This window comes from Corynebacterium jeikeium, from assembly GCF_028609885.1.
Classification (GTDB): domain Bacteria; phylum Actinomycetota; class Actinomycetes; order Mycobacteriales; family Mycobacteriaceae; genus Corynebacterium; species Corynebacterium jeikeium.
The window spans coordinates 1512073-1524699 of record NZ_CP063195.1; the positions used below are offsets into that span (position 1 = coordinate 1512073).

14 protein-coding genes are annotated in these 12627 nt (G+C 58.0%); 10 read left to right on the forward strand and 4 right to left on the reverse strand.

From position 1 onward, the window contains the following. Positions 1-15: 15 nt before the first annotated feature. From CJEIK_RS06730 to CJEIK_RS06770, 9 genes are all read left to right on the forward strand, one after another. Positions 16-447 (forward strand): DUF1617 family protein, encoded by a 432-nt coding sequence (locus tag CJEIK_RS06730; protein WP_005295614.1) that lies wholly within the window; start codon positions 16-18, stop codon positions 445-447. A gap of 5 nt (positions 448-452) precedes the next feature. After that, a complete protein-coding gene (locus CJEIK_RS06735) occupies positions 453-656 on the forward strand; it encodes a hypothetical protein (protein ID WP_005295616.1) in 204 nt (67 codons plus the stop codon). Positions 657-741: 85 nt separating this feature from the next. Next, positions 742-1212, forward strand: coding sequence for a phage holin family protein (locus tag CJEIK_RS06740; RefSeq protein WP_005295618.1), 471 nt, complete (start codon positions 742-744; stop codon positions 1210-1212). Beyond that, positions 1212-2054: an N-acetylmuramoyl-L-alanine amidase gene (locus tag CJEIK_RS06745; protein WP_005295621.1), complete on the forward strand. Its 843-nt coding sequence runs from the start codon at positions 1212-1214 to the stop codon at positions 2052-2054. Before CJEIK_RS06740 ends, CJEIK_RS06745 begins: the two co-directional genes overlap by 1 nt. A gap of 485 nt (positions 2055-2539) precedes the next feature. After that, positions 2540-2950: a hypothetical protein gene (locus CJEIK_RS06750; protein ID WP_034965040.1), complete on the forward strand. Its 411-nt coding sequence runs from the start codon at positions 2540-2542 to the stop codon at positions 2948-2950. Further along, positions 2947-3162, forward strand: coding sequence for a hypothetical protein (locus CJEIK_RS06755; protein ID WP_005295626.1), 216 nt, complete (start codon positions 2947-2949; stop codon positions 3160-3162). The genes CJEIK_RS06750 and CJEIK_RS06755 overlap by 4 nt, the downstream gene beginning before the upstream one ends. A 19-nt stretch (positions 3163-3181) precedes the next feature. Next, entirely contained in the window at positions 3182-4618 is a 1437-nt protein-coding gene (locus CJEIK_RS06760; protein ID WP_005295627.1) for a recombinase family protein, read from the forward strand. Continuing rightward, positions 4619-6217, forward strand: a complete 1599-nt coding sequence (locus tag CJEIK_RS06765; protein WP_005295629.1) for a recombinase family protein — start codon at positions 4619-4621, stop codon at positions 6215-6217. Positions 6218-6280: 63 nt separating this feature from the next. After that, positions 6281-7135 carry a hypothetical protein gene (locus CJEIK_RS06770; RefSeq protein WP_034965042.1) on the forward strand — a complete coding sequence of 285 codons (855 nt, stop codon included), beginning with the start codon at positions 6281-6283 and terminating at the stop codon, positions 7133-7135. A gap of 26 nt (positions 7136-7161) precedes the next feature. Here the strand turns inward: CJEIK_RS06770 and CJEIK_RS06775 are convergent, their stop codons facing one another. Beyond that, complete coding sequence (locus CJEIK_RS06775; protein WP_005295634.1) at positions 7162-7785, reverse strand: type I restriction-modification system subunit M N-terminal domain-containing protein; 624 nt, start codon at positions 7783-7785, stop codon at positions 7162-7164. Positions 7786-8171: 386 nt separating this feature from the next. Between CJEIK_RS06775 and CJEIK_RS06780 the strand changes: the two genes are divergently transcribed. Next, positions 8172-8345 (forward strand): hypothetical protein, encoded by a 174-nt coding sequence (locus CJEIK_RS06780; protein WP_005295638.1) that lies wholly within the window; start codon positions 8172-8174, stop codon positions 8343-8345. A 516-nt stretch (positions 8346-8861) separates the two neighbouring features. Here the strand turns inward: CJEIK_RS06780 and CJEIK_RS06785 are convergent. The 3 genes from CJEIK_RS06785 to CJEIK_RS06795 all read right to left on the reverse strand — a co-directional run bounded on the left by CJEIK_RS06785 (position 8862) and on the right by CJEIK_RS06795 (position 12515). Further along, positions 8862-10040 carry an IS256-like element IS1249 family transposase gene (locus CJEIK_RS06785; protein ID WP_005323424.1) on the reverse strand — a complete coding sequence of 393 codons (1179 nt, stop codon included), beginning with the start codon at positions 10038-10040 and terminating at the stop codon, positions 8862-8864. Between the two features lie 154 nt (positions 10041-10194). Continuing rightward, entirely contained in the window at positions 10195-11310 is a 1116-nt protein-coding gene (locus tag CJEIK_RS06790) for an IS1249 family transposase (RefSeq protein ID WP_115597270.1), read from the reverse strand. Between the two features lie 12 nt (positions 11311-11322). Next, positions 11323-12515 (reverse strand): IS3 family transposase gene (locus CJEIK_RS06795; protein ID WP_370510474.1). Its coding sequence is split into 2 segments (ribosomal slippage): positions 11323-12233 and positions 12233-12515, totalling 1194 coding nucleotides; the frame shifts between segments, so codons are not numbered across the junction. Positions 12516-12627 lie beyond the last annotated feature (112 nt).

Consider the following 12627-nt stretch of genomic DNA (forward strand, 5'->3'; position numbering starts at 1 on the left):
CAGAAAGGACCACACATGCGTTTCCTCCTACCGGCACACCAGATCCGTCCCTCGATCGCGCTGCTTAATGACATGCCGTTGACAGGTAGCGCGTCTCGGGCACGCAGCAAACTCATCCGGCTCCTCGAGCAGGCCTATGCCAGCTTCGCCGAAGACGAATACGAGCTCGTGCGCGCCCACGCTGTGTGCGATGAGGACGGTCAACCCGTCATCGATGCCGACGGGACCCTCACCCTGGCCAACCCGGATCACGCCACCGGGTTCCACACCCAGCACCAGGCGCTGTTGGCCCAGCGCGTCGAAGTCGAAGGCCCCACCTATGAACATCACGGCCACGACGTCGTCGGCTTCCTCGACGCGCTGGAGATGGAACTCTCCGGCAGCGCGGCAGCTGCCTACGACGCGCTCTACGACGCCATCACCGAATCCCTCGCCGGGGGTGAGTAGCACCCATGAGCACCCCAATCGATACACCCGTGACCGGTGAGGACGACGAGGAAGGGATCGTCGAGGTCATCGGCAGCGGCCCGAAAGCCCTCCACACTGTCTCGGCCACCCCGGCCACTGATCAACCGCCTGCCGCGCCCACCGAACACACCGGGACGATCGACCTGTACGAGCCGATCCTGGACATCCTCACCAGCCCGGAACTCTAACCCCAAACCGCACTCCCAACAGGCCCACACCACTTCGGTGCGGGCCTTTGTCGTGTGCCCACAAACGGGAAGGAACCCACTTTCTATGTCGCTCAAAGCTATCTGGGCCACGATCCAAACCGGCCTGGCCGGGGTCGGGGCCGTCATCGGCGCGTTCCTCGGAGGCCTCGACGGCCTGGTGTACGCGCTCATCGCCTTCATCGTATTCGACTACATCACCGGCGTACTCGCCGCGATCGCCGAACGCCGCGTCTCCTCAGCCATCGGATTCCGGGGCATCTCCCGCAAGATCCTCATCTTTACCCTGATCGGACTTGCCCACCTGCTCGACGTGCACGTCATCGGAACACCCGGAGCACTACGCACCGCCACCGTCGTGTTCTACCTGTCCAACGAAGGCATCTCCCTGATCGAAAACGCCACCCGGCTCGGGCTGCCCGTACCAGCCCACATCCGCCGCGCCCTGGACCTGGTCACCCGTGACGTGACCGGCAAACCCGACCTCGAACACCACCCCAACCAAACCACCACCTCAGCAGAAAAGGAGAACCTCTGATGAAGAACTGGGCCACCCTCGAAGCCGACGAAAACCGGCTGATGAACAAGCACTACAGCGCCGGACGAAGCGGACGGAAGATCAACAAGGTCATCATCCACCACAACGCAGGCAACCTCACCATCAAGTCCATCTGGGACGTGTGGCAGACCCGCCAAGCATCCGCCCATTACCAGGTCGACTCCAACGGTCGCATCGGCCAACTCGTGTGGGATCGCGACACCGCCTGGCATGCAGGCAACTGGGATGCCAACACCACCTCCATCGGTATCGAACACGCCGACATCTCCTCCAAGCCCTGGCGCATCTCCGAGGCCTGCCTCGACAACGGTGCCCACCTCGTCGCGGCCATCTGCCACTACTACAAGCTCGGACGACCCGTGTGGGGCAAGAACGTGTTCGGCCACAAGCATTTCTCTTCCACCGAATGCCCGGCCTCCCTTGCAGGAAGCCAGCATGCGGCCTACATGGCACGCGCCCAGTACTGGTACGACCGCATGAGCGGCACCAAGCCCGCCCCGACACCACCGGCAAAGCCCACACCGCCCGCACCCAAGCCCTCCGCCAACATCGACGCTCTGGCTGATGCGGTCATCCGTGGAGACTACGGCAACGGCGAGGAACGCAAGCGCCGACTCGGCGGCAACTACGCCGCCGTGCAGAAACGCGTCAACGAAAAGCTCGCCGGACGAAGCCCCGCCAAGCCCTCCGTCAACATCGATGCCCTCGCTGATGCGGTGATCCGTGGAGACTACGGCAACGGCGAGGAACGCAAGCGCCGACTCGGAGCCAACTACGCCGCCGTGCAGAAGCGCGTCAACGAGAAGCTCGGCATCGGCTAACCCACACGAGAACACTCTCTGGCCCCGTCATCACCTTCATCGAGGTGGTGGCGGGGCCCTTTTCTGCGTTTGCGCAGCTGGTGTTTACCGCAGGTCTTCGAACGGGTCGATGACGGACTGCACTCCACAGCTCGGGCAGATGAACGCGATACGGATTCCTTCACCTTCGCCTGCAACAAACGGGTCAGGGACACAATCTGAGCCGCATTCTGAACAGGTTCAGTACGACTGGTCGTCGAGAAACACCGGGAGTTCACCGTCGTCGTCAGTCATCTTCACCCGCCCTTGCTCTGGTCACGGTTCACACGTCGATGGCTCCAGATTGTGAATTGAGCAAAGAATAGCTGCCTTATCCGAATAGAGGCGCAGATCCCAGACATGGGTGCGAACTCGGCAGGGAGGCTTTGTTTCTGCTGTCCGGTTTCGTCTGGTGCAACCGGCGTATGGGCGACCACCTTTCGCCTCGTTGCCAGGAGGGCCTGCTCATGGCTCTGAACCAGACTGATCGCCATCACATCCAGATGATGCGCGCTGCAGGAGTTGCCTACTCTCGTATCGCCGCGCACCTGGACCTCAACGCCAACAGCGTCAAGACCTATTGTCTGCGACACGGCATCACCGTCGACCCTGCCGTTGAGCAGGTCACGGACCCAGTTGGAGTGTGGTGCTTGCACTGCTGCAAGCCAATCGAGCTCCGGCAAGGATCGAAGTTCTGCTCCACTTCCTGCCGACGAGCCTGGTGGGCCACCCACCGCAGAGTGGTCACCGAAGAACTGGTCTGCGCGAACTGCCACCGACAGGTCACTGTGGCTCGCACGAACCAGACGAAACGCAAGTACTGCTGCCACCCGTGCTACATCCAGCACCGTTTCAACACCCGTGGCGGTAAACGATGAACATGGCAGCCGAGCTGACGGCTCATCACCAGCTCACGCAGGTCAAGCAGCTTCTCGAACGCGGCATCCTCACCCCACGCGAAGCCATCACCGTGTGCCAGCGCCTCGACGCCCCAGATGCGCCACTGGCCGCCCTACAAAGAGCCAGTTTCGTTGACTATCTCGAGGGTTTGAGTGATGTATGGATACAACCTGAAACCCTGTCTGACTAGGAGAAATACCTTGAAGAGAATGGAGCAAATCACCCCGCCACCGATCAGTGCTTCTCCGCTTGTGAAAGTGGCAGCGTATGCCCGCATCAGCATGGAAACCGAGCGCACACCGCTGAGTTTGTCCACCCAAGTTTCCTACTACCAGCAACTCATTCACGACACTCCTGGCTGGACGTTCGCCGGAGTGTTCGCCGATTCTGGAATCTCTGGAACCACCACGCATCGACCCCAGTTCCAAGAAATGCTGGCCCTTGCCCGGGAAGGGGCAATCGACCTGATCCTCACCAAGTCGATCTCGCGCTTCGCTCGCAACACCGTCGACCTGCTCGAAACCGTTCGCGAGCTGAAAGACCTCGGGGTGGAGGTGCGATTCGAAAAAGAGAACATCTCCTCAACCAGCGCTGACGGAGAACTCATGCTCACCCTGCTGGCGTCTTTCGCGCAGGCAGAATCAGAGCAAATCAGCCAAAACGTGAAGTGGCGCATTTGGAAAGGCTTCGAAGAAGGAAAAGCGAACGGCTTCCACTTGTACGGTTACACCGACTCCGCTGATGGCACCGACGTGCAGATCATCGAAGAAGAAGCAGCCGTGGTGCGCTGGATCTTCGCCCAGTACATGAAGGAGACCTCGTGCGAAAAGATGGCCGCGCAGCTCATCGCCGACGGCAGGGTTCCGCATCTGGCTGACAACAAGTTGCCCGGCGAATGGGTTCGTCACATCCTGAAGAACCCGCACTACACCGGCGACCTCCTGTTGGGGCGATGGTCCACTCCGGAGGGTAGACCTGGACGAGCAGTGCGCAACACCGGCCAGTTGCCCCAGTACCTGGTGGAAAACGCGATCCCCGCGATCATCGACCGCGACACTTTCGTCGCGGTCCAAACCGAGATTGCACGCCGACGTGAACTCGGGGCCCGGGCGAACTGGTCCATAGAAACTGTGGCGTTGACGTCGAAGATCAAATGCGTGTCCTGCAACTGCTCGTTTGTGCGCAACGTACGCAATCCGAAAACCCAAAACTCGATCTCCACCGAGCACTGGATCTGCACCGAACGGAAGAAAGGCCGCAAAACCGGATGCGGCACCTGCGAAATCTCTGACACGGCGCTCAAAGGCTTCATCGCTCAAGTTCTGGGTATCGAGGCCTTCGACGAGGATGTGTTCAACGAGCGTATCGACCACATTGACGTGCAGGGAAAAGACCATTACACGTTTCAGTACACCGATGGCACCAGCAGCTCGCACACGTGGCGACCAAACCTGAAGAAGAGCTCGTGGACCCCAGCAAGAAAAGCCGCCTGGGGTGAACTCGTGCGTGCCCGCTGGGCCGAAGCCAAAAGGCTCGGGTTGGACAATCCACGGCAAGCACCAACACCGCCAGAAGCATTGGCGAAGTACCGGGCCGTGGCCAAGGCAGAGGCTGAGCGCCTGCGCGCCGAGCGAGGCGAACGCTAAATGGCCCGCACCGTCACAGCAATCCCCGCCACCCGAGCGCTCCACACGGGTGCTCCACTTGGACAGACAACCCTGCGCAGGGTCGCCGGGTATGCCCGCGTGTCCACCGACCACGACGATCAGGTGACGTCCTACGAAGCCCAAGTCGACTACTACACCCGCTACATCAGCGACCACGCGGGCTGGCAGTTCGTCAAGGTCTATACCGATGAAGGCATCACCGGTACCTCAACCAAACACCGCGCTGGGTTCCAGCAGATGGTGACCGACGCGCTCGACGGCAAGATCGACCTGATCATCACCAAGAGCGTGTCCCGGTTCGCCCGCAACACCGTCGACTCGCTGACCACCGTTCGAGCGCTTAAAGACAAAGGCGTGGAGGTCTTCTTCGAGAAAGAAGGCATCTGGACCTTCGACGCCAAAGGCGAGCTCCTCATCACCATCATGAGCTCGCTGGCGCAAGAAGAAGCCCGCTCCATCTCGGAAAACGTCACCTGGGGGCACCGCAAACGCTTCGCCGACGGCAAGGTCACCGTCCCATACTCTCGGTTCCTTGGATACGACAAAGGTGAAGACGGAAGCCTCGTCATCAACCCCGAGCAAGCCAAAACCGTGCGCCGGATCTACAACATGTACTTAGGCGGCATGTCCATCGGAACGATCGCCCGCACCCTCACCGACGAGCCAGAGACCTTCACCGCTGCAGGCAACAAGACCTGGTATTACCGATCCATACGAGCGATTCTCACCAACGAGAAATACAAGGGTGACGCTCTCCTGCAGAAGTCGTACGTCGCTGACTACCTGACGAAACGTCAAGTCATCAACCAAGGCGAAGTGCCCCAGTACTACGTCACCGCCAGCCATGAGGCGATCATCAGCCCCGCAGTGTGGGACTTCGTCCAAGCCGAGATAGCTAAAGGCGCTAGGGATCAGCGAACCCAGCACCGCACCCGCCCCTTCTCATCGACCTTCGAGTGCAGCCAGTGCGGGCACTTCTTCGGCTCGAAAACCTGGCACGCGGGCAGTAAGTACGAAAAGGTCATCTGGCGGTGCGGCCACAAATACGCAGGCCAGGACAAATGCGCCACCGGGCACATCAGTGATCAGCGACTCAAGGACATGTTCCTGGAGGCCATTCGCCTTCGATTCGGCTCACCGACCGACACCGGTGTCAGCCAAGCCGTTCTCGACGCCCTCGACACAAGTGACCTGGAGGTTGAGGCCGCCGGGCTTCTCGCTCAGATCAACGAGGTGGCAAAGAAGCTCCAATCGATGATCGCCCACAATGCACGAGTCGCTCAAGACCAGCAAGCCTACGAGAAGGCGTTCAACGCTAGCCACGAGCAGCACCAGGCGCTGTTAGCTGAGCACGCTGCCGTGGTCGCCGAGATCCAGAACAAGAACAACCGACTGGCCGCCTACCACTACTACAGGGAAGAGACCGCCAACCTTGATCTTGAACAGTTGGTCTTCAGCCCATACCTCTGCGTAGCTTTGCTCGAAAAAGGCACCGTCGACGTCGACGGCAACGTCACCTTTCAATTCCGCGACGGCAGCACCCAAGTAGTCGCCATCAAGCCATCAGATGGCGCATAGCACCATACCCGCCGTCGGTCCCTCATCACCCCGGAGAGGCGAGCAGTCAACTAAGATCTGGGCATGAGCTTTACTGCAACAGTTTTACGTGTGCTGGTTGCTTCGCCTTCCGATGTTCCTGAGGCTCGTGACGCCGTTGAGAGCGCAATTCATTCATGGAACAGCCGCCATGCTGCTACGCGAAGTATCGTGCTACTCCCATGGCGTTGGGAAAGCTCTTCTGTGCCCCTATTGGGTGATCATCCACAGTCAATCATCAATGAACAAGGGGTCGACGGGGCCGACATCATCGTAGCGTTGTTCGGCAGCCGTCTTGGTTCTCCCACTCGCGAAGCGGTTTCAGGAACCGTTGAAGAGATCGAGCGTGCCGTCAATAGCGGGAAGCCAGTGCACCTGTACTTCTCAACAGCTCCACTACCGCACGACGTAGACACCTCTCAATTGGACGGGCTTCGTCAATTTAGGCAGGAAATAAGCGAGCGGGGTCTGCTTGGCGAGTTTGACGATGCGCGCCAGCTTGAAAGCCAGATCTGGGCAGCCATTGAGCTTGACTTGGCCAGGATGGATACGTTCACGGCAGCGAGTCAAGACACTCCAGTCGGTGTCAGGTTCCGAGTCGCCTCCAACAGCGAGCGGTTGCAAACAGGCATCGACAAGTCCGGTAAGGCGAAGTATGAAACTAAGCGCTGGTACGAAGTTACCAATACTGGTGATCTCGCTGCTGAGTCGGTGACCTTCGAAGGCCAAGCTGCATCGGGTCTTATGAGACTCCTTGTGGATAATCAGCCAGTCACGCTGGAACCTGGAGTCATCTGGAAAGTGCCAGTCCTGCATTCGATGAACACCGCAGGCACAAAGCTCATCGTGCACTGGGTCGAAGATAACGAGCAACAGTCAAAGTCGTTCGACGTCCAATAGCGCACGAGGTTACGTAAGTGAACCAGTCAGGCGGCTAAATCGTAGTTCGCGCGCGTTTGTATCCAGCGTGGCATGAAAGTTTCATAAACGGTGGTGGAGCGGGGAGCATCCTTCGGGATTTCCAGTACCTGAGCCATGATTCTGGAAACTTCAGCCGGGGTGTAGAACTGGCCCTTGCTCTTGCCGGACTCTGTCGCAAAATGCCGCATGAGGTACTCATACGCATCCCCGAGCAAGTCGTCACCTTCAGCACGCGAACCAGTGAAGTCGATGTCCTGGAAGATGCTAATGAGGTTGGTCAGGCGATCCTGCATCGCCTTGCCTTCGCCCAATTTGTTTGGGTCATCGAAGTCGGCGTTGTTGATCACGCCCTGCAGGTCGTTCTCCTCAGCCAGCCGGCGGATGGCGATGTTCATCCTCTCGCCGATGTCCGGGGCACCCTTCACGGCAACCAGATCATCGAAAGAGCCACCCTCGGGAACCTCGATCAGGCTGTAAGGATCGCTCTTGGCCTTATCCGAGACGTACTTTACGAAGAGCAGCGTTAGGACGTAGTCCTTGTACTGGCTGGCGTCCATGCCGCCGCGCAGCTCATCGGCACTCTTCCAGAGGGAGCTATAAAGATCAGACTTTTTGAGAGCCACTACCATGCCACCACCTTCGGCAGCTTGGCCACTAACTTCTTACCCTGGGCTCTTAAGGTCATATGCTGTTCGTCTCCTCCACTGAACGTGGTTAATCTTCTAGTTAATACCGACATTACTGACCGACTCAGACACGAATGCCGGGCAGTACCCGTCGAAGAGGTTCAATCAGGGTTCCGAGGGATTAATGAGCCTCTACGGCGTGCAGCTGCCAATGGTGCAATTATACTTTGACCAGGTGTTTTATAAATCGTTTGATGGTTACAGTCTAGGCGCCCATTACATTTTCGGTTCGCTCGTGCGTTCGCCCTACCCCGTCCCCTAAAGGTCTATCCACTCCAGTGTGCGCAGATTCTGCCCGCCGCAAGGGGGTCGCGGATACATTCCAGCGCATGCACACAACCAATGACACCCCCGACCTGGATGGCTACGTGGGCTGGGTTGTTGATGACCTCAAATGGGGAACGTTGCAGGACTACCTCGGCACCGAGGAGGAAGCTCGCGAGCTCTCTTCTCGGACCGGTGGCGGTCCTATCTACAAGCGAACTTGGATGCGCCTAGCGTGAGTACGGTGAACCGACAGCAGCCTCCACCCCACGTAAAACGTCAGTACAGAACGCCAATTTGTGGGTAAGGGGTAGAACGTAGGCTCACATAGCGCGACAGGCTCCCATCTTCTTCTATTCTAAGGGGAGGCAACCTCTCACCTACGTGCTGGCGTATCCACTACTTCGAGTTCATGTGTGGAGGGTGTCACTCGGAGGGACACGCCCTGGAAGTCCCTGAGGTCGGATAGAAGGAGACGAATTCCCCGTTGTTTCATCACTCACAGAGAAAGCAGGCTTAGCCTGCAGGGTCCGGGCAATTTTGCCCGATGGAATGAAGAGTCACCGCCGCGCCGGCGGGATAGGGGATGCGGACGTTTTTGTCCATTAACGGGTTAAGTAAAGAAAAGTGTGTCTTTTCCGGGCGTGTTGCGGTTATTTGATCCAGCCTTTTTGGATGCCGAGGTTGTGTTGGTAGCTGGTGTCGATGGCGGGTTAAGGGTCAAAATGTGTGTCTGGCTCGGCGTGTCGCGGGGGTTAGATTTGGCCTTTTTGAATGCCGATTGAGTGGGTGTAGTCGGTGTCGATAGCGTTGTCGTAGAGGGCTGGGCGTCCTGTTTCGTGGTCGGCTTGGTTCTCGGTTTGGGTCAGGGTGGATACTTTGGCGAGTTGGCCCTGGCCCCAGTCGGACTGCCTGGCGATTCGTACTGGATCGTCAGGCAGTTCCGTTTTTAAGTAGAGCCACCAATCCAGCATGCGGCGTTGTCGTTCGCCTGATCTGCCGCGGTGGGTTCTGGCGAGCAGTTTGAGCTGGGCGTTGATGCCGCCTTCTAAGCTGTTGGTGGTGGATTTGATCCGCTCGGGCGCAAGGACTCCTGCTGGCGGGTTGAGGTAGACAAACAGCATCTCGGACCGCCAAAGATGGTTGAGGCTGTTGTAGGCCTTGCGCACGTTGTGGTGGGTCCACACGCGGGTCCATGCACCTGTTTTGGGGTCTTTGATCATGGTTTTCTCGTTCATCCATTCCCGGTAGATCGTTGAAAACTCGTGCAGTTGCACACCCCACGCGGCGGCTTCATCCAGTGTGGTGATCCGGGTCAGTTTCAGCGCAAGTCGGTAGATGGTGCGCCCGGCATCGGTGCGTGGGTTGGTGGTGGTGTAGCGGCGGACCACGCGTTGGGCGTGGACGAGGCAGCGTTGAATTTTCGTAGTCGGCCAGCACTTTTTGATTGCGCTGTATGCGCCTTGGCCGCCGTCGATGACGGCGATGAGTGGGGCTTCGATGCGTTCAAGCAGCAGTTGGTAGTCGCGGGTGGTTTCGTGTTTGCACCAGTGCCAGGCGATCACGTGGTCGATGGTCGCCGCGACGATCAGGCAGCCACCGGCGGTGTAGGTGCCATCGAGAAATACCTGGTCGTAGATCCGCTTGTGGTGGCCGGCGGTGGGGTCAGGCACATCAACGAGCCAGCACCACTTGAAGCGCCGCTTCATGGTGGCGCGGCTAACACCGTTTCGTTTGGCTAGGTCGTCGAGTGATATTGCGGTGGTGCAATGCTCGATGAACTGGGTGAACACTGCCGCGTTGGTGATGTCGTTTCGACGTTTGACGCTGGAGGCGCCGCATTGTTTGCAGCGCCATCTGGTGGTGCCTTTGCTGGTGGTGCCGTTGCGTTTCATTTCACCGCCGCAGTGGCAGCGTGGTTGGTTCTTCGACATTGCGACACCACACCACGCCGCGCATAGCACATCACGGCTGCCACACCGAGGATTTCCCGTCGGGGGCTAGATATATGCTTCCGGAGCATATACTTTCCGGAAACCTACAGGTCAATCCGTGAAAATCCGCGATTCCGGACACACTTTTTGACCCTTAACCCTCGATGGCGGTGTCGTATTCTGCTGGTGCACCGATGTCATTGGTAGTGGCTGTGGTGTTGTGGGTGATCAGGTCTGTTGCTGTGGAAAGTGCGTCTTGACCCCATCGTTGGTCCCTGGCGATCTTGACCGGATCGTCAGGGACTTCTGTATGTAGATACAGCCACCAATCCATCACTGTGCGTTGATGCGGTAGTGATAGTCCGCGGTGTCTGCGGGCTAGTTCTTTTATGGGGGCGTTGATGCCACCTTCGAGGCTGTTTGTTGTTGCTGCAAGGTTGTCGGGGTCGATGGTTGTTGGTGGGGGTTGCAGGTAGGTAAACAGCAGGTCTCTGCGGTGCAGAGATAGCAATGATTGATAGGCCGCTCGGACGCGTTGGTGGGTGTAGACCTTGGTGTAGGCGCCGGTAGCAGGGTCTTTGATGGTGGTTTTCTCGTTCATCCATTCCCGGTAGGTGTGGTCGAATTCGTGCAGGTGGGCGACCCATGTGGATGCTTGGTCAAGGTCGGTGATGCGAGTGAGTTTCAGGGCTAGGCGGTAGAGGGTTTTGCCGGCATCGGTGCGGGGGTTGCTGGTGGTGTGGCGGCGGACTGTTCGTTGGGCGTGGACGAGGCAGCGTTGGATGCGTGTTGTTGGCCAGCAGTGGTGGATGGCTGATTGGGCACCTTGTCCGCCGTCTGTGACTGCGATTAGTGGTGCGGCAATGGGGCGTAGGAGTTCGGTGTAGGCGGCGGTGGTTTCGTGTCTGGCCCAGGTCCAGTTGATGACGTGGGTTTTACTGGCTGCGATCAGGAGGCATCCGGACTTTAGATAGGTCGCGTCGAGGAAGATTTGGTCATGGATGCGGAATGAGTCGATGGTGGGTGTGGGGATGATCCACCAGCACCATCGGAATCGGTGGTGCATGGTTTGCCTGGTTACGCCATGGTGTGCGGCGAAGGTGGTTAGAGATTGGGTGCCGGTGGCCCATTGGATGAACAAAGCCATGGTGGCGGTATTTTTGTTGTGGGTTTGGGTGTTGCGGGTAAAGGAGTGTCCGCAGTGGGTGCAGCGCCAACGGGTGGTTGATTTGCTGGTGGTGCCGGGGCCTGACCCCCGGAAAGTAGACACGTCGGGGGTTAGCTATGCTGCTTGGGTCAGTGTAGCTGATGTGAGTGCTTCGAAGTCATTGGGGGCTAGAAGGTTGCACCAGGAGTGCCGTCTGCGGGTGTTGTAGCGCATGCACCATCGAAAGACTTCCTGCCGGCAGATAATGGGATTATCAAAGACTTTCCGATCACGTAGCACTTCACGTTTTAAGGTGGCGTTAAATGATTCTGCCAGGGCATTATCGGCACTAGTTCCCACCGCGCCCATGGATTGGCGTACACCAAGTTGGGCGCAGTGGTCCCTAAACGCCTGTGAGGTGTACACACTTCCATGATCAGAATGGAAAATAGCCCCGTCAAGGCTTCCGCGGACTGTGCTGGCATGGGACAAAGCCTCGATGACCAGTGAGACACGCATGTGGTCTGCGAGTGCATAACCTGCAAGTCTTCGTGAATAGGTGTCAATGACCGTGGCCAGGTACATGTTCTTACCGCCCTTACACGGCAGGTAGGTGATGTCGCCTACATAAACACGGTTCGGCTCGTCAGCGGTGAATGTACGGCCTACTAAATCTGGCATGACACGGTGACCAGGCTTGCGCCGGGTGGTGATGCATCGACGCCGTTTGCTAAAGCCTTTTAGCCCCATGGATTTCATGATGCGCGCAACCTTCTTATGGTTGATCGGGCCGAAGTCCGTATCGTCGTTGAGGCTTGCAGCGATGCGTTTAGCACCATAAAGCCCGTTCTCATCATCAAAGATGGCCTTGATTCTTGCACCAATAAGGGCATCGGAACATATCTTTAACCTGCGATTTTCGTGGGTGTTGACCCATTTATAAAACGAGGAGCGATTGAGCTTTAACACATGGCACATCCGCTTGACCGAGTACTCGGTTCGGTGGTCATAGACAAACTGGAAGCGGATCACCAGCGTGTCTCTTCGGCAAAATATTTCGCGGCCTTGCGCAGAATATCGCGTTCTTCGCGCAGCTTCGCGTTCTCTTTTTCTAGCTGGCGGATTCGCTCGGAATCAGTCGTCTCCTTGGCGTTGTCGCGCATGGCCTTCGTGCGGGCACGTTTGCCGGTGCCGTATTGCTGAAGCCAGGAGAAAAGCGAGGAACGATTGACTCCAAGCTCTGCTGAAGCCGCGTGAAGTGAAAGGTCCTCATTGTTTTCATAGAGGGCCACAGCATCACGTTTGAACTGTTCGGAATACCTAGGCATGGTGGTAGATTACCTTTCTTCCCAACCCAACCGGGCTGGATATCAGGTGTCTACCAAACAGGGGTCAGGTCCCCGTTTTTCTTTGTGTTGTTGCCGCATAGTGGGCAGCTGG

What these genes read in the sequence shown, in the direction of transcription:
- CJEIK_RS06730 (WP_005295614.1), top strand. Translation starts at nt 16, where the DNA reads ATGCGTTTCCTCCTACCGGCACACCAGATCCGTCCCTCGATCGCGCTG.
- CJEIK_RS06735 (WP_005295616.1), top strand. Translation starts at nt 453, where the DNA reads ATGAGCACCCCAATCGATACACCCGTGACCGGTGAGGACGACGAGGAA.
- CJEIK_RS06740 (WP_005295618.1), top strand. Translation starts at nt 742, where the DNA reads ATGTCGCTCAAAGCTATCTGGGCCACGATCCAAACCGGCCTGGCCGGG.
- CJEIK_RS06745 (WP_005295621.1), top strand. Translation starts at nt 1,212, where the DNA reads ATGAAGAACTGGGCCACCCTCGAAGCCGACGAAAACCGGCTGATGAAC.
- CJEIK_RS06750 (WP_034965040.1), top strand. Translation starts at nt 2,540, where the DNA reads ATGGCTCTGAACCAGACTGATCGCCATCACATCCAGATGATGCGCGCT.
- CJEIK_RS06755 (WP_005295626.1), top strand. Translation starts at nt 2,947, where the DNA reads ATGAACATGGCAGCCGAGCTGACGGCTCATCACCAGCTCACGCAGGTC.
- CJEIK_RS06760 (WP_005295627.1), top strand. Translation starts at nt 3,182, where the DNA reads ATGGAGCAAATCACCCCGCCACCGATCAGTGCTTCTCCGCTTGTGAAA.
- CJEIK_RS06765 (WP_005295629.1), top strand. Translation starts at nt 4,619, where the DNA reads ATGGCCCGCACCGTCACAGCAATCCCCGCCACCCGAGCGCTCCACACG.
- CJEIK_RS06770 (WP_034965042.1), top strand. Translation starts at nt 6,281, where the DNA reads ATGAGCTTTACTGCAACAGTTTTACGTGTGCTGGTTGCTTCGCCTTCC.
- CJEIK_RS06775 (WP_005295634.1), bottom strand. Translation starts at nt 7,785, where the DNA reads ATGGTAGTGGCTCTCAAAAAGTCTGATCTTTATAGCTCCCTCTGGAAG.
- CJEIK_RS06780 (WP_005295638.1), top strand. Translation starts at nt 8,172, where the DNA reads ATGCACACAACCAATGACACCCCCGACCTGGATGGCTACGTGGGCTGG.
- CJEIK_RS06785 (WP_005323424.1), bottom strand. Translation starts at nt 10,040, where the DNA reads ATGTCGAAGAACCAACCACGCTGCCACTGCGGCGGTGAAATGAAACGC.